This is a genomic window from Pseudoselenomonas ruminantium (genome assembly GCF_900142515.1).
Classification (GTDB): Bacteria; Bacillota; Negativicutes; order Selenomonadales; family Selenomonadaceae; genus Selenomonas_A; species Selenomonas_A ruminantium_D.
Window position 1 is genome coordinate 1 of record NZ_FRBC01000014.1, and the last position, 20,386, is coordinate 20,386.

Here is a 20,386-nt window from a genome sequence, read left to right on the forward strand (position 1 = left end):
CTGTAAGGTGCAAGCACATCGATGTTCTTGTTACAGGAGAACCGAGTTCGTGTCAATTGCCAAAATCGTGACAGGGGGCGAACGGGGGAGTGCTTTTTCTGTGGGAGCGACCGTCTGAGCACAGCGAAGACCGGCCCGACGTAGGCAGCAGCTAAAGAGCACGCTGAAAGACGCGCCGCTGGCCTGCCCGGCGCAATCCAGCTAAACAACTCTAACCTTACAGGGAGGGTCGTTTAGCGGAAACAGAAAAAGCACTCCCCCGTGAACCCCTGCTGCGTATGAACGGGATACCTTCAGCACGAACTAAACTACAAACTGTAATTTATAAAAACCCGCTGGCACTTTTCACCAACGGGTTTTACGGTCAGGGAATATTCCACCTTCCCCAATACACACAATCTTTATTTATGTTCATGCCTTGCGCATTCGCTATCTTCACCGCGCAGGATGTCGATACCGTGCTTGAGCGGCGGCAGGATGAATCCCAGGCATTCCTCCACGGCTTTTTTGCTGCCAGGCAGGTTCACGATCAGGCTGCGGCGGCAGATGCCGGCCTGGGCACGGCTGAGCATAGCTCTATCCGTTATTTTGAGCGACAAGGCCCGCATGGCTTCGGGAATCCCCGGCGCCAATCTTTCGCAGACAGCCAGTGTCGCCTCCGGCGTAATGTCCCGAGGCGAAAAACCCGTACCGCCAGTGGTGGCAATCAGGGCAATGCCTTTGGCCGTCAGTTCCTGCATCTTCGCTTCCAGCAGGGGCTGCTCATCAGGAAGAATGGTCTTTTCCACCACCGTATAGCCCGCAGCCGTGAGCATTTCGGCCACCTTCGCACCGCTCTCATCCACGCGTTCCCCGCAGCTGCCCTTGTCGCTGGCCGTGATGACAGCCGCTTCCAAAGGCAGTTTCTCCCCGGGCTGCAGGATTTCCAGTTCATCCCCCACTTTGACCTCGCCGCCGTGGAGGACCCGGCCAAAGATGCCTTCCCGAGGCATGATGCAATCGCCGACCTGTTCGCGGATAGCACAGCCCTTATGGCATTCCTTGCCAATCTGGGTAATCTCAAAATAAGCCTCGCCGGCTTTCAGCCGCGTGCCCACAGGCAGTTCCTTGAAGCGGAAGCCCTCAGCTACGATATTTTCCCCGAAAGCACCGAACTCCACCTTGACACCGAGCTTGCGGAAATCCTCGATTTCCTGCAAGCCCAGGAAACTGACCTGCCGGTGCCACTTGCCCGCATGGGCATCACCCTTGATGCCCCATTCCGTTTCAAAAACAACTTTATCCACCTGCGTCTTGAGCGTGCCCTTCTTCTCGCTGGTACACAGTGCATGAATCTTGCCCATCAAAACTTAGCCTCCCACCTGATACATGGCGCGGCTGTCCCGCGCAGTATTCTCTCGATCCGTAAATAAGTGCTCTGCGGGCTTGCGGTAGATCGCCTGCCGCAGAGCCAATTTCAAATTCTCATCGCTGATGCCATTCCTCAGAAGCGCCCGCAAATCCAGCCCCGTCTTCTGGTTCAGGCAAAGCTTCAAAAAGCCTTCCGCCGTGAGCCGCACCCGGTTGCAGGTTGCACAGAACTTATGTTCCATGGCATCGATAAAGCCCACCTGCCCCTTGAAACCAGGGACTTTATAATACTCGGCAGGCCCCTGCAGCCGGTCTATCTTCCGCCCTACAGGATGCAGTGATCCATAGGCTTTGGTCAGCCGCGCCCGTACTTCGTCCATGGGCACACCTTCATAGCCTACTTCATAAGCACAGCCAATCGGCATCAGCTCGATAAAGCGCACCTTGACTGAATAATCCTTCGCCAGTGCGGCCAATGCGGGGATTTCCTCATCATTGACCTCATAGATGGGCACGCAGTTGAACTTGATATCCGTCATGCCCAGAGACAACATCTGTTCCAGCCCGGCCTGCACCCGCTCGAACAGCGGACGGCGGGTAATCTGGGCAAAGGTCTCCGGTCTTAACGTATCAAGGCTGATATTCAGGCCTGTCAGCCCGGCTTGCAACAAGTCAGCCCCCATTTCCGGCAGCAGTACGCCATTAGTGGTCAGCACCACCTGCTCGATACCGGGCACCTGCCGGATTTGGCGAATCAAATCCGTGATGCCCCGCCTGACCAATGGCTCCCCACCGGTCAGGCGCACTTTTTTCACGCCCAAAGCCGCCAGTCCCCGCACCACACGCAGGATTTCAGCAAAGTTCAGGATATCTGCATGGCACAGCTTGGTCACGCCTTCCTCCGGCATGCAATAGCGGCAGCGCAGATTGCAGCGGTCGGTCAGGGAAATGCGCACATATTCGATTTTCCGTTCGTATTGGTCCAGCATAAAATCCAATCCTTCATTTCACGCGATATAAGCGGACAATGTCCACTTCCGTCTCCTTGGCCAGTTTCCCCGTGCCTGCGGGAATATCCACAAAGGCATTGCAGCCCACCACGGAAAAGAGACTTCCCGAAGCATGCTGCTCGGGCAAGCGCACCTTGCCATTTTCATGATAAGCGCGAATAAAGCGCCGCCCGCGGCTTTCCTTGGGAAAGGCATCCGTCAGCACGGCCTGCATGCGTTCCGGCAAGATTTTCTCATTGCCGCTGATATGGGCCAGCACCGGCACTGCAATCAGCTCGAAGGTCGCATAGGCCGCAAAGGGATTACCCGACAAAGCGATGCCCAAAGTCTCACCCATGGTATACGCCAGCGCCGGACCGCCGGGTTTCATGGATACCCGCCAGAACAGGCGATTCCCCACCTGTTCCACCACGCCGTGCATGATGTCCTTCTTGCCTACGGACACGCCGCCGGTCGTCAGGAATACATCCACCCTGTCCTTGTAGCCAGCAATGATCTTGGCCGCCTCATCCACCTCATCAGGCAGGATGCCCACGATTTCCGGCTTGAAGCCCAATTCCTGCAAGCGGCTGGCCAGCAGATAGAGATTGCTGTTATAGATCTTTCCGGGCGCCAGCGGCTGGCCAGGCTGCAACAGTTCATCCCCGGTGCTCGCAATAGCGACCCGCACATTGCACAAAACTTTTACCGTTGCAAAGCCCATGCTTGCCAATACGCCAATATGGGCCGCCGTCAGCTTCGTGCCCTTCTTCGCCAGCTTCGTGCCCTGCTTGATATCTTCCCCGGCATAGCAATAATTCGTGTACGGTGCGATGCTGAAGGGCACCGTCAGCGTGTCCCCCTCGGCCTTGACATCTTCCTGCCGCACCACGCAGTTGCAGCCCTTCGGGATAGCTCCGCCGGTCATGATGCGCAGGGCAGAGCCTTCCGGCACAGGCTGGTCAAAGAAATCCCCCGCACATTCCTCGCCAATTATCTGGAACATTGCGGGATTTGCCGCATCATGGCCTTGCGTACGCTCTGCGGCAAAGGTATAGCCATCCAGCGGGGAGCGGTCAAAGGGCGGATTGTCAAAAGCGGCCACATAGTCCTCGGCCAGAATCTTCCCCAAGGCGGAAAGCAGGGGCACTTCCTCCACCGCCGTTACCCTATGGCAATGTTCTTTCAGCAGCTCTACGGCTTTTTCCAACGATAAGTCCTGCATGATTCTCACTCCCTCACTCAATGCTGGAACCCGCAGACGGGATAATGGCAGACCTTGCAGTTCATGCAGAGGCCGCCGATACCGAAATTGCGGATTTCCTTGCGCGTCAGTCTCTCACCCGTAATCACCCGCGGCAGAATCAAATCAAAGATTGTCCGGCCCGCATACATCACACAGCCCGGCAGACCCATGACGGGAATCTCCCGGCCATCTTTCTGCACATAGCCCAACAGGAACATCGCGCCCGGAAGCGTCGGCGCCCCATAAGTGATGATTTCCGCCCCCGCATCGCGGATGGCCGCGGGCGTCCTGTCATCGGGGTCCACGCTCATGCCGCCAGTGCAGATGACCATATCCATCCCCAGGTCAATCAGTTCTTCAATGTGTTTCTGCGTATGCTCCGCCACATCATCGGACAGGCGGTGCTCGTCGATTTTAAGCCCAAAAGCCTTGAGCTTTCCCGCAATCACCGGCGTAAAGGTATCCTCGATGCGTCCCAGGAAAACCTCCGTGCCTGTAGTGACCACACCGACCTTGAGATTCTGCTGATAAGGTCTCAGGCGCAGCAGGGGCGTACCTCCGGCCACCTTTTTGACCTGCTCCATCTTATCCTTCTTGATGACCAGTGGAATCACCCGCATGCCCGCCAGTTTCTGCCCGGCCTTGACCGGCATGTTCTGGGGCAGGGTAGCGATTGTCACATCATCGAGCTCATTGACGGCATCAAATCTTGACTCGTCCACCTGAAAAACGCCGTCCACCGTGGCGGTCAGTTCAATCTTGCCCTCCTTTGGCGCCGAAGCCGTCATGTATTCATTCTGGCAAAGCTGCCGCAGGATTTCTGCCGCATCATTCTCATGGAGCACGGTATCATCATTTTCCCAGACAAAGATATGGTCCTTGCCCATGGACAGAAGCACCGGCACATCCTCTTCCTGTATCACATGCCCCTTGCGGAAGCGGGCATCCTTGGTCACTCCCTTGATGATCTGCGTCAGATCATGGCAGAGAATCTGCCCCACGGCTTCTTCGGTACGCATTTCCTTCATCGTATACGCTCCCCCAACTAAAAAAAGACTATCCTCTCCATACGAAAAGAATAGTCTTCGCCTAATACTCATTCAGAACGAAATACCCCTTTTCAAAATGGAAGGTCCTGCCGTTTCCCGCAGGGCCCCGGCGCAATATCATAGCTTTGTGCATCGCCTTAGATATTTTTGCTCGGAGTTTTATTTGTTTGCTCTTATTAAGTATTATACACTATTTTATTCATTTATGCTTGTGATTTTTATCACTTCTTCTGCCCATAATACGCATTCGGTCCATGCTTGCGCAGGAAGTGCTTATCCATCAGCACCTGTGGCATCGCATCGCGGTCACCCGTCAGCATCTGCGTATGGAAAGCCATCATCGCCACTTCCTCCAACACCACAGCATTATGTACGGCATTGAACGGATCTGTTCCCCAAGTGAACGGGCCATGATTCTTCACAAGAGCCGCCGGCACATAATCCGGATTGATCCCATGCTTTTCAAAGCGCTCCACAATCACTACACCCGTATTATATTCATAAGCATCCTTGATTTCTTCCGGCGTCATATCCCGCGTGCAAGGAATTTCCCCATAAAAATAATCCGCCTGCGTTGTACCATAAGGACGTATCCCCTGGCCAGCCTGTGCAAACGTTGTTGCCCAACGGGAATGCGTATGCACTACGCCACCAATGTTCTTGAACTTCTGATAGAGCAGCCGATGCGTTTCCGTATCCGAAGAAGGATTTAGATCCCCTTCCACCTTATTGCCATCCAAATCCACCACTACCATATCCGACGGCTTCATCACATCATAATCCACTCCGGACGGTTTGATGACAAAAAGCCCCTTCTCCCGGTCAATCCCGGACACATTTCCCCAGGTAAAGGTAATCAGATGATGCTTCGGCAAAAGCATATTCGCTTCATAGACTTTTTCTTTCAGTTCTTCTAACATAAATTCCCCTCCACAAAGCTGTGCCACGCACAAGTTTTTTACAGATTATTATTTTTTCCCTTTACTTACACTCATATCATACAACAACTATACTCACATTTCAATAGGTTTAGAAAATTTTGTGCTCGAACACATATTGAACGAGAGCAGACCACTAATCCCCCCACAGACCGTGCAAAACAGCAAAAATACTGCCCGAGAACCGGTGCTATCTCCACACCAGTCCCCCGGCCAGCCCCTATAACACTAACCTGCTCAGCAAAGCCCCTGATCGATAAATGATTGGATCGTCTTCATGACACCATGTTCCGCATTGCTTGGCGCTACAAAACGTGCGGCCTCCTTCAGCGGCGGATACGCATTCTCCATGGCGTAACTATAATGCACGGCCCCCATCATTTCCAAATCATTCATATAATCGCCAAAAGCTGCACATTCTTCAGGCTGCAACCCCAACCGCTTCTGCAACTCCCGGACTGCCATGCCCTTATTGGCACCTTTATTGGTCACATCGACCCAATAAGCGCTGGCCAGCACGACCTGCATGGAATCATAATAAGGCGCAAACAAGGGAAAAATCTTCTCCGCCGCATCAGCATTTGGCGTAAAGAAGGAAATCTTGATCGGCTCATCCACGATTGCATCAAAGCTATCCACAACCTCCACCGACCGGAAATATTTCATCAATTCTTCCATTTGCGGTTCCGGATTCTTACCTTTGAGCAAATATACCGTATCCTTGCCGCAAAACACATTATAGATACCATCGATCTCATTGACACTGTTAAAAATCTCTTTCGCCTTCTGACGCTCAATGATATCCGAAAACAACTCTTTTCCCTGATGACGAACAATCGTGCCATTATCGCTGACAAAGACGAATTGGTCTTCATACTCCTTGAAAGTCTTCAGCAAGGAGTAATACTGACGCCCGCTGGCCGGCGCAAACATCACGCCCCGCGTCCGCAGCTCTTCCATGATTGCCGGGAATTCTACAGGCAGCTGCCCATTTTCGTCCAACAAAGTACCATCCATATCGGAAAAAATCAACTTAATCATAAATACCCTTTCATCCTCTAAAAATTTTGCAGCAAAAAAGGCTCCGCAATGCGAAGCCATGAATCTCAATGGAGCTGATTATAGGATTCGAACCTACGACCTGCTCATTACGAATGAGCTGCTCTACCAACTGAGCTAAATCAGCAATATATGGAGCTGATTATAGGATTCGAACCTACGACCTGCTCATTACGAATGAGCTGCTCTACCAACTGAGCTAAATCAGCATCATCACGTCTCTGCGTGACTGACATCATATATTATAGGCGATAGCGCTAATCCTGTCAACACCTTTTTTAAAATCTTTTCAAACCAAACCAGCCATCCTTGTCATTCCAAAAAACCTGTGCCCGCCAGTCCATATTCCCGCGGCCATTATAGCTGGTTATCACAATCTGCTTATTCTCGATCGTCGACTTGATCTGATGCCACCTGTCTGTACGGAAACCGAGATTGGCAAAACTGTTCCAGGACACATAGGTCGTCCACACACCGCTGCTATGCTTGCCCACCAGCCAGTAGCCACAGCTCTTGCCCTCGCGGGTAGCCTCAATCTCATACAGGCGCATTTCCGGCTCTGCTGTCTCCACAGCCCGCACACTAAAATCCACGCCAGTATAGATCCCATCAAAACTGTTGAAGGACAGATAATCCTGTGTTCCATCCGTGCTCATCATGCGCAGCACCTTGCCATCCGACACAAACTTTACCTTTTCCCCTGCTTTATCCGTGGCCGTAACCGTCTTTGTACCAATGGTCATAGACTGGCTCACACCAGTAATATTCATGGCACTGGCTACAGAACCACCACTCACCATTGCCGAAGCCAACAACGCACAGGCCAGGGCCTTTCCAAATCGATTCATAAAACGAACACTCCTTCTGCAATCACCTTCTTGTAAATATTCTGTATGTCTTGCAAAATTCCTGCTATATCAACAAAAAATCATTCCTGCTGTGCAATCTTCCCCGCCAAATAAAGGTCAATTCCGGCAATGAACTACAATATATCCCATCCTGTCCATCCCGCAAAGAAAAATTTAAGTTTCAACCAGATTATCCGATATACTGAATAGGATGGATGTACAATTCACGGAAGGATGTGTAAACAATGGATATGAGCATTGGCGCAACGAGCGGCTACAACTCTCCCTATAACCGCAACACGAGCTACGGAAATTATGGAAATTACAACGATTCCCAATCCCCTTACAACACAAACGCCCCAACCGATGAAACCGAAACCGATGATATAGACGGGAAAAAATCCAGTCCCGGCGAATGCCAGACCTGCAAGAACCGCAAATACCAGGACGGCTCTGATGAAATGGTCTCCTTCAAAGCCGCTGGACATATCGACCCGAACAATGCCGCATCCGTCGTCATGAGCCACGAACAGGAACACGTTTCCAACGCCTACCAAAAGGCCGATGCCGGCAACGGCGAAGTAGTGCGAGCCAACGTCCGCCTCAAGACCGATGTCTGCCCCGAATGCGGCCGCACCTACATCTCCGGCGGTGAAACCACTACCCAGATCCGCTACGTCAACGAAACCAATCCCTACCAAAAAGACCTCAAAGAATCCGATAAAAGCAAATACCAAGGTGCCAATGTGGACATTGACGCAGGTTAAAAAAAGCAGGAGAATCCGCCAACCAGATTCTCCTGCTTTTTTATTGCACGATTTCTTTGGACCAATACGCCCCTATCCGAGCAATAAATTTCAACGTCTCCAGATGCATCTCCCGTGGAAAAGCCGTCAGCACCGGTGCCGTCTCAAAATTCAGTACGCCCCTGTATTTTATATTCCGCAAGCCCCGCAGAAATCCTGCCCAGTCCGTAGAGGAAGTATTCTCCCGCGTGCGGGCAAAAGTATAGGGTACCTGATGCAAATCCGTTATGCCATCATTGTCATGAATATGCAAGACCTTCAGCCCCGGCCCTAAAGTGGTAATGAACTCCTCCATGTCCAGCCCCACCAGGTTCGCATGCCCGGTATCAAAACAGAACCCCAGCACCTCGGCACCATACTGTTCATTTATCCGCTCAATCCGCTCCGCAGCCTTGCGGGCATTGCAGCAGGGCCCTTCCACCATATGTCCCCCCAGGCTGGTATAGAGATTCTCCACACATAAGGTAATGCCCATCTCCTTTGCCATAGGGGCCAGATAATGAATGAACTTCTCCGTCTGCGCCCATTCCAAATCCTCCCGCCCCAGCTCCCGGGCCAGCTTGAACCCGTGGATGACAATATAGTGGCAGCCAAGATAAGCACACAGTTCCATGCTCTTCGGTGCCATCTTCTGCCACAGATATTCATTAACCTCTCGTGTCCCGGAAGGCACATAGATGGGATAAGGCATATGCATCTGATGTATCCGTATCCCCGCTTTCTGCGCCCCGGCCTTATGAGGAGCAAAGAACGATTCCAATTCCGCTATGCTGGCATCAAAAAAACGGTTGAGCCGGTTCTCGTAAATATCCGTATTCAGCAGATATCCATTCAGACTGAAGTCTACACAGGCAAAACCTGCCTCCCGCAGCATTTCAAACCCCGCCTGCGGATTTTCATCGGACACCGCCTCTTTGGTCTGCACTCCAATTTCCAGCATATTCACGCCCCCTCTCCCAGCAAAGTCCCGGCGTACAGCGAGGACAAACACTCATCATTGAAAAATTCAATCGGGTTCTTCACCCCCATATCCCGCAGCTGTGCCTCGATCTCCCGATAATAAATATTGCAGATGAAAATCGCGCAATCTGGCGGCAAGGACAGCAAATCCTTTGGATCATGTACCACCAACCCCGCCACAGAACTCCCCCAAAGCCGGGAATTATTGTCACAGGTGAATAAGGGCGGATATTCTTTGCCATAATTGCTCATATAATTACGGCACATCCGCCCTGCCCCGAATAAAACCCGCTTAGGATAGCTGGCCACTGTTTTTTCCATCTCAATCTGCCAGAGAATGTACTGCAGAACCGCTTGTGCCATTTCCATAAGCTTAGGCCTGAGCAGCGGCGGGAACGCCGCCGCCGTATCCCGCATATCGAGCACCAGCAAGCCATCAAAGGAAATCTCCCGCAAACTGCGGATGAGATTCAGCCAATCCGTCTCACAGGCCCCTTTGCTGGCACCGGTAAAAGGCAGCAGCTCCCGATCTCCCGTAGCATCGCTGTCACAGAGAATGACCGCCTTCAGCCTCCCGGACAGGGCATGTAGCAAATCATAAACATTCAGGCCGCAAGCACCACTGGCACCCATATGCAGGCAAAAACCAAAACGCTCCTCCCCGGCAAAGGCATTCAAACCATCAATAAAATCCACCGTCTCCTCAGCCGACGTAAAACGCCCTCTCACTAAATGGCCATTGATGCTCCGAGCCTGATTTTCCAACAAAATCACAACCTGCGCCTCCCGGGCCAGCGGAATCAGCCCCTGATAAAACTCGCGGTTCACCTCTATTAACTTATCCGTAGGCATTTCCGCCATAAAGGGACGCAAAACCAAATACCGGCTGCCCGCTACCTGGCAAAACCTGAGGCTGCGTTCCGCAAAATCCTGATAAACCGCCAGCGAAGGCCAATCAGCTGCCCGATAGCCAAAATGCGGGGCATAGGCCAAAGGCAGGCCAAGCTTTTTCTGCTGAAATTTGGAAAGAAAGGTCTCCGCCGCCTGCCATCTTCCTGCCAGCCAGTTTTCCTCAGCCCCGTTGCGCCGAAATTCCTTAACCGGAAATAACAGCGCGATATCCAGCATGGCCTGTTCAAAAGCAGAACCTGCGATATCCAGTACTCCCTGCCCTGGATATTCCCACGCCGACAGCCCCGCCGGTGCACATAAGATTTCCATCGCCTACTCCTTCCTGGCCAGCCGCTGATTGATCACGGCCTTCAACTTGGTCGAACTGGTCTGCTCCGTATAGGGGAAAAACACCATCGTAGAACCATGCTTTTCCAAAAAATCCTTTTCACTAAGCCAGTACGGATCATTTTCATAATCACTGCCAGAAAACTGCACATCAAAATGGTACAGATTCCAAGCTTCCCGCGTCCCTGCATAAGTCAGGGGAATCTCATGAGCCTCATCCACATATTGGCAGGCCCGCACCAATTCCACCCGCTCATTGAAGGGGATAAAGGGATCAACCCCTTTGTTCTTGCGCACCCCTTCATCGGACACTACGCCTACAATCAGATAATCACACTGCTCCTTGGCTCGCCGGAACATATTGAGATGACCAATATGATACAAATCGAAGACCCCGGCAATATAGCCGATATGATATTTTTTAGCCTTGGAATCCTTTTTCCCCTCCCCGGATATTGCCACGGTATTCGGCACCACAACCTGCCGAGGTTTCCGCGGATAACTGCGCTGAGGATCAAAAATGCCATAATCCTCAATCCCCATTTCCCGCAGCTGACGAACCACTGACTGATAGCCTTTGATGCAAATCAGCACTTTGAAGCTGCCAGGCTCCCACTGCCGCAACTCGTCCGGAGAGACGATGGGAATGCCCCGCAAATCTTTCCCCCAACGTGATTTTTGATTATCTACCACCATTGACACTGGATGTTCGCGGCCAAAGCCATCCATAAACTGTTGCGCCCATAGCCCCGAGCCAAAGATCACCAGTTTTTTATCCTCCAGCCCCGCAAAAATATCCACAAACAGCCGCTGATATTCCTCCTCGGGATAATTGATCCTCTGCCGATTGGCATAGACCTGCCGCAAATCCCGCTGATGAGGCGCATACACATCATGAAGCTTGCCCAGATTGCGCAAGTCATTCAGAAACTCATCCGACATCCTCAACCAACGGCCTAAATACTTTGTCAGCCCATAGCGATCGTACATTACCTCTATCGGCAATAACCGTTGCATCTCCTTGTCGCTGCCATAAGTAATCCCCACCATCCTGGTCAACAAGACATTGGCAGGATAATTATCAATAGCAAACTCCTGATCGAAGAACATAAACTCCCCATCGGCAAAAAAAGAATTCAACGGCACCATATCAAAATAGCCCTTTTTCAAGAGCACACCTTCCCCATCCCCAGCATCCTCCCGCACATGCTCAGAAGAACGCAAGATAAGCTCCGCAAAATGATCCATGGCCCGCAGGAACTGCTCCTGGTCCCGTTTCAATAACTCCCGCAGATAAAAAGTTCCCACCTGTGCCGTTACAAAAGGCATCTCCAGACGTCCAGCCATAAACTGCGAAGGCACTACCTTGATACCTTGGGCAGACAACGCCTCCATATTGGCCTGTACTGCTCGCAGACGCTCTTCTCCCGCCACCGACAAAGGCTTTTTCTCCACCAAATTTTCCGCGTGTATTATTGTATATAAACCATATTTCGGCCCCCGCTCCGCCGAACAAGTCACATGCTCCACATCCGACAACCGGCCATCCAGCGAACACTCCACCAGATAAGCATTGGCCATGGCATGAAACATCCCATTCTCCAGAAGCATCGGATAGAGATTTTCCTCCTCCAAAAAAACTGACTCCGGATGATTGTAGAACGGAAACACTCGCCCCGTCAGATCCTCATTGGGCAGGAAATCCTCCTCAAACAAAAACGCCGGATGCTCCAGATCCGGTAACACCGAATAAAACCGCATAGCCGTAAAACCAGCAGCCTGCATCCATCGCCGCATCCTACCGCTGCCATACATACGCCCTCGGAAAACATCCTCCCGCTTCCCGTAGGCCAGGCGATACCCCTCCAGCCCAGCAAAGGACTGTTCCGTATAAGGGTCTCTGTCCCCACAAAAATACCGCAGCCCGAAAGGATTATTCATAGCCAGAAGCATGCGTCCCTGCGGTACTAAATAACGGGGCAAAGCCACCAATACCGCTCCCGGCTCAGCCAATCGCTCAAACCCACAATCCGCCAGCAACAAATCAAAACCAGTCTCCTGAAACTGCCCATTCACTATCTGCTCCCAGCTGACACAGGTTACCGTAACACCATCCGGCCAACAAAACGCCTGTCCCTCTCCCACAAAGAGAATACGCCTGCATCCTGCCATATCATACCAAGCATACAAACTGCGCTTAATCTCATTATATAGGTCCATAGCTCCCACCTTGCTTCCCACGTATCAAAAATAATACTCAATTGATAAAATACTTCTATTTTCTCCGCCAAAATCCTGCCAAACAAAGCTGGGAACTCATTACATCTTTCATATTATATCTTATAAATATGTTTATTTTATTGATTTTATCAGTTATAAATGATAAAATCATATATAACAACCAATAATAAAAGTATATCTAAAAGGATGGTGTTTTTATGATACGTCGTGACTTATACCTGAAAAAAATACGTCCATTCATGAATAAAGAGCTAATAAAGGTCATAACTGGTATCCGACGTTGCGGAAAATCGGTTATGTTGGAAATCATCCAAAAAGAACTGCTAAAAAACGGTGTGGCCACCGAGGCCATACTTACCTACAATTTTGAATCCTTAACTTTAGCTCCACTCTGTACTGCCCAAGCCCTGCATCGAGATGTGATGGAAAAATCTAAAGCTATATCTGGGAAGGTCTATCTCTTCTTTGATGAAGTGCAGGAAGTCAAAGATTGGGAAAAGGCTATCAACTCCTTTCGGGTAGATCTTGATTGCGATATATACATAACTGGCTCAAACTCAAAACTCCTGTCTGGAGAACTTGCCTCCTATCTGGCAGGACGCTATGTGGAATTTGTTATGTATCCGCTATCATTCCGAGAATTTTTCGACATAATCCATGAGCAACAACCTAACCTAAACACTGCTGCCTGCTTTCAACAGTATATGATTTATGGCGGCATGCCTTATCTTTGGAACCTCCAGTATCAAGATGAACCTGTCAAGCAGTATCTTTACGATCTATACAATGCCATAGAACTAAAGGACATTATCCGCAGGAAAAAATTCCGCGACGTAGACCTATTGGAACGTATTCTTGCCTATGTTACAGCCAATATCGGCAATACTTTCTCTGCCACCACAATCTCTAAGTATCTGAAAAGCGAAGGCCGCAAAGTAGCACCAGAAACCATCTTGAACTATCTCCACGCTGGAAATGAGGCCTTCCTGTTCTATCCCGTGAAGCGGCAGGACATTGCCGGCAAGAAAATCCTCAGCGTACAGGAAAAATACTATCTGGCTGATCATGGCATCCGCGAAGCCGTCATTGGCGGTAATCTAAAGGATATTAACCTCATCCTGGAAAATATCATCTTTTTAGAGCTAAAGCGCCGGGGTTATAAAGTAACCGTAGGCAAATACGCCGACAAAGAAATCGATTTCATCGCCCAGCGCCAATCTGAACGAATCTACATACAGGTCTGCTACCTTTTGGCTACACCAGAAACTGCTGAACGTGAATTTGGCGTATATCGCAATATTCGTGACAACTACCCCAAATATGTGCTTTCCATGGACGAATTTGACATGAGCCAAGATGGCATCATCCACCAGAACATCAGAGATTTCCTTTTACAGGAGACTTGATACGTAGACCATTTCTTGGTGGCTTCAAATGTTGTCAGGTACAGGGCTTTCAGCAATGCCTGCGAGCTGGGAAAAACGTAAGCGATAAACCATCCGGTGTTATCAATAGCTGAAACGAGCCTGACCATCTATACCTTGGTCAGGCTCATCTTTATTTGCAGTTCTGCTGAACTTCTTTGCTCCAGGGAAGAAAATCTTCCAGCAGTTCAGGATGTATCTTAAAATTTATATTGGGCAGTTTTTCAAACAGATAGGTCAGATAGCGGAATGACTCAAGGCCGTTAGCCTTGCTCGTTTCTACAATGCTATACACGGCAGCGCTGGCGGCTGCCCCTTTGGGCGATGCGCTGAACAACCAGTTCTTGCGGCCAATAGTAAAGTTACGGATGGCGCGTTCGCAAATATTGTTGGATAAAGCAATATTACCGTCCTGCAGAAATACGCTGAGTCCTTTTCTGTGGTTGAGGGCATAGTTTACTGCCTTGCCCAGTGCAGATTTTGGCAAGGTTTTGGGCTGGATTCCTTCCAGCCACTTGAAGAAAGCCTCCAGCTTGTCTTTTTCCAGCCGCAGACGCTCGGACTGCCGTTCTTCGGCAGTCTTATGGGAAAGATCCTTATCCAATGCAAATATTTCGTTGATTTTCCGGATAGCCTGCCCGCTTATGGATTCGGCTGCTTCTTCCTGAGAAATTCCTGCCGGAATGGCATCTACAAAGTAGCGGCGGGCATGCACCCAACAGAGGGCGTGTTTCTTACAGGAAATCTGCTCATAACCGGCATAGCCGTCTGTCTGCAGGATACCCTCATATCCCTCAAGGAACTTTCCGGCAAAGCCGCCGTTCCGGCCGGGATGGTATTCGTAAATCCGGAGCTGCCGTCCGTCCTGCACGAACTCGCCATTGGTATACACCCACATGTAAGACCTGGTCTTATTCTTCCGTCCTTTTTCATTCAGTACCTGAACGGGCGTTTCATCTGCATGGATTACCGGCTGTTTCAAGAGTTCTGCATGCATGCAATCTACCAGTGGCATAAGCCAATCTTCTGCTGACCGGATTACCCAGTTGGCCAGTGTGGCCCGGGAAAGGGCTATTCCAATGGATTTCCATTCCTGTTCCTGACGGTAAAGGGGCATGGAAAACTGGTATTTGTTCTTTTTTCCGGCATTCCAGGCATTGGAAGGATTCCCGGTAGAAGTCAATGACTTTTACTGTATCAGGAATGAACTGCACCTCCGTACGGATTTTCTCCCGGCCCATGGATGTGAGCTGTGTCCCGCAACGTTTGCAGATACGCTCATCTTCCGGCAGGGTGATTACGCGTTCTTCATGCGGCATATCTTTCAGAATCTGCTCCAGATGGCCTTTCTGCTTCTTGCGCCGCTGATGCGCCGGGACTTCTATGACCGGCTCTGGGGCACTACCTTTTGCCTCGACCTCAGCTTCGTCGAAAAGATTGATCTCTTCGAGCTCGCCAAGAATCTTTTTGGTTTTCTCCGTGCGTGAGCCAAAAGCCATTTTCTTCAATTGAGCAATCTGTTCCTTGAGACAGTCTATTTCATAGCGGAGGTTTTCCTTCTCCAAGGTCAGTGAATCTATGCGGTTTTGCATTTCTTGTTCGCGGATGTCTGTCATGGAAAACCTCCTGATGACAGACGGCTATGCCGGTTATGAGCAGATTCCCTGCAAGGAACATGCTCTCTGCTGGGTGCATGCCCGCCGCTACTTCGTGGATGCTATTCCGGCAGGAATTTCGCAGGAAGAAGCAGGCGAATCCATAAGTGGACAGGCTATCCGGAAAATCAATGAGCTGTTTGCCTTGGATAAAGAGCTTTCCCATAAGTCTGCTGAAGAACGGCAGGCAGAGCGTCTGCGGCTTGAAAAAGACAAGCTGGAGGCTTTCTTCGTGTGGCTGGAAAGGATCAAGCCCAAGACTTTGCCAAAATCTGCACTGGGCAAGGCTGTAAACTATGCGCTCAACCACAGAAAAGGACTCAGTGTATTTCTGCAGGACGGTAATATTGCTTTATCCAACAATATTTGCGAACGCACCATCCGTAACTTTACTATTGGCCGCAAGAACTGGTTGTTCAGCGCATCGCCCAAAGGGGCAACCGCCAGCGCTGCCGTTTACAGCATTGTAGAAACGAGCAAAGCTAACGGGTTAGAGCCATTCCTTTATCTGACCTATCTATTTGAAAAATTGCCCAATATAAATTTTAAGATACATCCTGAACTGCTGGAAGATTTCCTTCCCTGGAGCAAAGAAGTTCAGCAGAACTGCAAATAAAGATGAGCCTGACCATCTATATCGTGGTCAGGCTCGTTTCAGCTATCGATAACACCGGATGGTTTATCGCTTACTGAAAATCGTCTTTGTTTCTTTCGCTTTTTGATTTTTAACTTTCCCTTTATGTCATTGAAAAAAATTGCAGTAAATAAATCTACATAAGATTTTTCTTTTTCAGGAACTTTACTGTATATTCTCTAATTAAATCGTCTTTTCTTAATCTATATTCTTTTAATAGTTTATCAATTTCCGTTGGAAACAGACTGATGCCACTTTGGCATAATGCAGAATAAAAATCTCGTACATTTTTCCTTAATTTTTCTAATTCATTCTCTGTTACCACAACCATTTTTTCATGCGGTGAGGCAGCATCATCTATTATCTTGGATGGATGTATGATAATTGGCCAACCAGTATTGTATTTTGAGTAATTCTCCCTGAACCAATTTACAGATCCTGATAATTGATTGCAATAATCTTTCGTTATAAAATCAACTTTCGACTCAGATTTGCATTCTATAATAAAATACGTATCAGCATCTATAGCCCATAAGTTATCTGGTCCATATCCTCCTGTACACTTATCAGGCCTAGAACACGTAAAGCCTAATGCTTCTCCTACAGAATTACATGACATCTCAAATTTTTCATATTCACTGCCAATATATAAATTAGAAAGTATTCCATCTATCTCTATTAACAGTTCATTAGGCGACAGTTTACATGAGTCTAAATATTTTTTTATCATTTGCGCTTGTGATATATTGTTTATTGTCTTATCATATTGTATTCCACCAATAGGATTTAAAATCGCTCCACTAATTTTTTTCCCAGCTGTCAATATTTGTTGTGACATTACCGCATCATATTTATTTGTATATTCGGCTTGCACTTGACACAAATAACCTTTCGTTGTAGAAATAGTTTCTATATCTTTTATTTTTTTCACGCATTCAGAAGCATCTTTCCACTGTCTATTAAGTGAGCACTCAAAAGCTTTTCTCAAAGCCACAATCTTGTAATCCACGTTTGCGACGCACGAATACCTTATAGCAGATAATCGCTCCTTACATTTAGATATCCACACAGGATTCTTTTCCAATGAGTATCTAGCAAGTTCAAAAATATCATCCAAAGATGGTTTTCCCTCACTGTCCTCAACAAGTATATCCCATAATTCTTTTGATAAGTCGTACTGACATTTTGTAGCAGAACTAAAGAAGTCAACACCTTTATTTCTAGCCAACACATCAGTAAGTTCATCCCCCATAAGCACAACGCAACATTCATCATCATTAGATCGAATCCCTCTCCCCATCCCTTGTTCTATCCTTTGAATCTGTTCTCGTAACAAGATTATGCTTTTAGGTGCAACACTTTGTATATACCGATCTTTTATACTGTTAAGTGGAGGCAGTCCATCAATTACTAACATCCTACAGGTTTCATCAGGCAAATCAACTCCGTCATATCGATTTACAAACACTACTTTTCCAAAGTGACCTCCTTTTTTCAAATTTCCTACTACATCACTAATATTATCTTTTTCCACAGTACATTTAGAGTCAGGATCCCAAAACTTAGCTCTACTAAACGATGGAACAATTACTACAACATTATATTTTCTTGCTATCTCTTCAACTTTTTCTTTTATATCATTTTCTGTGATATCACTATTTATGTACTTAGGAAAAATAATAAGCCTGTCACCTATATCATTAGCATTTTCTGGTGTCACAATATTTTGCATATCATCCATATCTAGTCCTAGCGAAGTAACAAACACACTATCATCTGCTAGAGTTGCACTCATGAATATTCTACGCTCAGCACCCGCAAAACTTTCTATTTTATTTATATCTACCCCCTTGGGAGATATCTCTATACATCTGGGTGTTATTATACAATCACAAGTATCCAAACCTCCTTCTATTAAAGGCAACCCAAAAAAGATATCAGGATTATCTTCGTTACTGTGTTTTACCAAAATTCTATATACATCTTCTTGCTTTTTTTGCCATTCCCAAAAAGGTACCAATAGTATCTCTCTGGAATCCCTCATCTCTATCACATCTATGTATTTTTTGGGATTATAATCCTTTAAATAAGCTCCAAACAATTTTATTAATTCGTCATATTGATTAGTTCCATATTTAATTTTAATCATAAATTGACCTGCAATCTTATCTATACCAGCATGAACATCATCTATAACAAGACTTCCTATGGGATAATTATTATTTTTTCTCATACCGAAAGCACTATGTCCATTGACAATGGTTTGAATTGTCGTAATCAATATAGCTTTTGAATTTAAATAATTATAGTCATCTTTATCATCTGTAACAGTCACACCAAGCTTTTTAGCTTCTTCTAAAACTTGATTTACCAAGAATTTATCCGGGACTGCATATACGGCAGGCCCCTTCCCCTCATTTAGACAACTTTGAAGAATTATCAATCCAACAGTTGTCTTACCACTTCCAGTATTCATTTTTACAATTACATTTTTTTCATTTCTTAAATCGAACCATTTCTTCCAAACTTCACTTTGAACATCTCTAGGATATCCAAAACCAGGCGCCTTAGTAGGCAATGACATAAATATTTCTCTTGGCTTTATAGTTTTTACTTTTTCACGAGAATTCAGTCTTGACAAAATATTCATAATTAAATTTACTCCTCTCCAAGTAACATTCGAAGAAAACTCCTCCAAGAACCGTATGTGCAGTTTTCCCGCATACGGCTCCCCACATTCACTTCAAACATATATCAGTTATAGATTATTCCGCCTCGTGCCCATATGTTTACATGGATATAAGGCTTCTTAATTTTCTCAGACCAGACTTCCGTAAACGTTTCCCATTTACATACAGAAATCCAAGAAAATCAAACGTCGCCTTTGCTTTATTGTTCCTGCCAAACGGCAGGATTCTCGTCTTGTCTTCCGCTAATTCCAGTCCAAATTTTGCCATTCTCACTTTTAGTGCTTCATAGACGGCTTAGGCTTCATTCTTATATTCTGTCATAATGATAAAATCATCTGCATATCTTACAAGATATGATTCCCCCTTCAACTGTCGCTTCCTGCACTTTTCAAACCATAAGTCCAGCACATAATGCAGGTGCACCTTTGCCAGTACTGGCGATATTATCCCGCCCTGTGGCGTTCCTACACGTGTGTTTTCATAATGGTTTGATTCCATGACTCCCGCTTTCAAAAATCTTACGATATACCTCAGAAAAATCTTGTCTGCGATGTCATGTTCCAGAAATTTCATGAGCCATTTATGCTCTACTGTGTCAAAGAATCCTTTAATGTCACAGTCCAGTATGTAATTTACCTTCTTGAACATTATCAAATTGTCAACCTGCTTAATGACATCATGGGCGCTTTTATTTGACCTGAAACCATAGGAACAATCAATAAATCTCGGCTCATATACTTCATTGAGTATTCTCGCCATTCCCCCTTGCACAAGTTTGTCTTCGTAGCTCGGTATCCCCAAAGGTCTTTTCTCTCCGTTGGCTTTTGGTATATATGCCCTGCGGACTAGTTGTGGCCTGTAGGAAAACCTTTTCATCCTGCGTAGCAGGTCGTTCAGATTTTCCCCATATTCCGCTCTCGTTACTTTATCCACTCCGACAGCTTTTACGTTTACCTGTCTCCTATGCTCCGCTGCAAGCGTTTCATAATTAATGCCCCATACCCAATTTGCTAGATAGTTTGTGCTGGTTGCGACCACGATGAGGGTATCACCCACCGTCTTGTCAGTATTAACGACGCTAAATTGATTCAGGCTTACGCTTTAGAGCTCTACGTCTTTCCTGCCTACGCTTAACGTGTTGCCTCACGACAACACGCCCAAGGCTGGATAATGACTCCTCGCTAGGGTTTGCCGTGGCAGGAGTTCCACCTACCTATACTTACTGCACCGAACTTGCGCACCATCATAGCACCTCCTC

Annotated in this window: 16 protein-coding genes, 2 tRNA genes, 1 pseudogene and 1 riboswitch; of the genes and pseudogenes, 3 read left to right on the forward strand and 16 right to left on the reverse strand. The window is 47.8% G+C overall.

What is annotated here, in order from left to right; genetic code table 11:
* Positions 1-401: 401 nt before the first annotated feature.
* From BUB68_RS08065 to BUB68_RS08105, 9 genes are all read right to left on the reverse strand, one after another.
* Positions 402-1,343: an MOSC domain-containing protein gene (locus BUB68_RS08065; protein WP_073089910.1), complete on the reverse strand. Its 942-nt coding sequence runs from the start codon at positions 1,341-1,343 to the stop codon at positions 402-404.
* 6 nt (positions 1,344-1,349) lie between these two features.
* Positions 1,350-2,339, reverse strand: coding sequence for a GTP 3',8-cyclase MoaA (moaA, locus tag BUB68_RS08070; RefSeq protein WP_073089912.1), 990 nt, complete (start codon positions 2,337-2,339; stop codon positions 1,350-1,352).
* 13 nt (positions 2,340-2,352) lie between these two features.
* Positions 2,353-3,564, reverse strand: coding sequence for a molybdopterin molybdotransferase MoeA (locus BUB68_RS08075; RefSeq protein ID WP_073089914.1), 1,212 nt, complete (start codon positions 3,562-3,564; stop codon positions 2,353-2,355).
* A gap of 17 nt (positions 3,565-3,581) precedes the next feature.
* Complete coding sequence (locus BUB68_RS08080; RefSeq protein WP_073089916.1) at positions 3,582-4,613, reverse strand: molybdopterin-binding protein; 1,032 nt, start codon at positions 4,611-4,613, stop codon at positions 3,582-3,584.
* A gap of 71 nt (positions 4,614-4,684) precedes the next feature.
* Positions 4,685-4,803: riboswitch (molybdenum cofactor riboswitch) on the reverse strand.
* 52 nt (positions 4,804-4,855) lie between these two features.
* Positions 4,856-5,554: an L-ribulose-5-phosphate 4-epimerase gene (locus BUB68_RS08085; protein WP_073089917.1), complete on the reverse strand. Its 699-nt coding sequence runs from the start codon at positions 5,552-5,554 to the stop codon at positions 4,856-4,858.
* Between the two features lie 255 nt (positions 5,555-5,809).
* Positions 5,810-6,613 (reverse strand): HAD family hydrolase, encoded by an 804-nt coding sequence (locus BUB68_RS08090; RefSeq protein WP_073089920.1) that lies wholly within the window; start codon positions 6,611-6,613, stop codon positions 5,810-5,812.
* A gap of 69 nt (positions 6,614-6,682) precedes the next feature.
* A tRNA-Thr gene (locus tag BUB68_RS08095) sits at positions 6,683-6,758 on the reverse strand.
* 6 nt (positions 6,759-6,764) lie between these two features.
* Positions 6,765-6,840, reverse strand: a tRNA-Thr gene (locus BUB68_RS08100).
* Between the two features lie 69 nt (positions 6,841-6,909).
* A complete protein-coding gene (locus BUB68_RS08105) occupies positions 6,910-7,479 on the reverse strand; it encodes a hypothetical protein (RefSeq protein ID WP_073089923.1) in 570 nt (189 codons plus the stop codon).
* Positions 7,480-7,724: 245 nt separating this feature from the next.
* Between BUB68_RS08105 and BUB68_RS08110 the strand changes: the two genes are divergently transcribed.
* A complete protein-coding gene (locus BUB68_RS08110) occupies positions 7,725-8,246 on the forward strand; it encodes a hypothetical protein (RefSeq protein ID WP_073089926.1) in 522 nt (173 codons plus the stop codon).
* A gap of 40 nt (positions 8,247-8,286) precedes the next feature.
* Here BUB68_RS08110 and BUB68_RS08115 read toward each other — a convergent pair whose 3' ends face one another.
* From BUB68_RS08115 to BUB68_RS15415, 3 genes are read right to left on the reverse strand one after another with little or no spacing between them, the layout of a single operon-like run.
* Positions 8,287-9,225, reverse strand: a complete 939-nt coding sequence (locus BUB68_RS08115; RefSeq protein WP_073089928.1) for a sugar phosphate isomerase/epimerase family protein — start codon at positions 9,223-9,225, stop codon at positions 8,287-8,289.
* A gap of 2 nt (positions 9,226-9,227) precedes the next feature.
* Positions 9,228-10,466, reverse strand: coding sequence for a sugar phosphate isomerase/epimerase family protein (locus BUB68_RS08120; protein WP_073089931.1), 1,239 nt, complete (start codon positions 10,464-10,466; stop codon positions 9,228-9,230).
* Between the two features lie 3 nt (positions 10,467-10,469).
* Positions 10,470-12,704: an FAD synthase family protein gene (locus BUB68_RS15415; protein ID WP_218587684.1), complete on the reverse strand. Its 2,235-nt coding sequence runs from the start codon at positions 12,702-12,704 to the stop codon at positions 10,470-10,472.
* A 218-nt stretch (positions 12,705-12,922) separates the two neighbouring features.
* Between BUB68_RS15415 and BUB68_RS08130 the strand changes: the two genes are divergently transcribed.
* Positions 12,923-14,131, forward strand: a complete 1,209-nt coding sequence (locus BUB68_RS08130; protein WP_073089934.1) for an ATP-binding protein — start codon at positions 12,923-12,925, stop codon at positions 14,129-14,131.
* 151 nt (positions 14,132-14,282) lie between these two features.
* On the opposite strand, the gene tnpC (BUB68_RS08135) is transcribed toward BUB68_RS08130, so the two are convergent.
* A complete protein-coding gene (gene tnpC, locus BUB68_RS08135) occupies positions 14,283-15,266 on the reverse strand; it encodes an IS66 family transposase (protein ID WP_256625834.1) in 984 nt (327 codons plus the stop codon).
* A gap of 88 nt (positions 15,267-15,354) precedes the next feature.
* A pseudogene (locus BUB68_RS15610) lies at positions 15,355-15,765 on the reverse strand (transposase domain-containing protein); the annotation flags it as partial.
* Between BUB68_RS15610 and tnpC (BUB68_RS08140) the strand changes: the two are divergent.
* Positions 15,764-16,420: an IS66 family transposase gene (gene tnpC / locus BUB68_RS08140; protein WP_073089937.1), complete on the forward strand. Its 657-nt coding sequence runs from the start codon at positions 15,764-15,766 to the stop codon at positions 16,418-16,420. The pseudogene BUB68_RS15610 and the gene tnpC (BUB68_RS08140) sit on opposite strands and share 2 nt — an antisense overlap.
* Before the next feature lie 154 nt (positions 16,421-16,574).
* Here tnpC (BUB68_RS08140) and BUB68_RS08145 read toward each other — a convergent pair whose 3' ends face one another.
* Positions 16,575-19,088, reverse strand: a complete 2,514-nt coding sequence (locus BUB68_RS08145) for a DEAD/DEAH box helicase (RefSeq protein WP_073089939.1) — start codon at positions 19,086-19,088, stop codon at positions 16,575-16,577.
* Positions 19,089-19,422: 334 nt separating this feature from the next.
* Complete coding sequence (locus BUB68_RS08150) at positions 19,423-20,166, reverse strand: reverse transcriptase domain-containing protein (protein WP_073089942.1); 744 nt, start codon at positions 20,164-20,166, stop codon at positions 19,423-19,425.
* Positions 20,167-20,386: the final 220 nt, after the last annotated feature.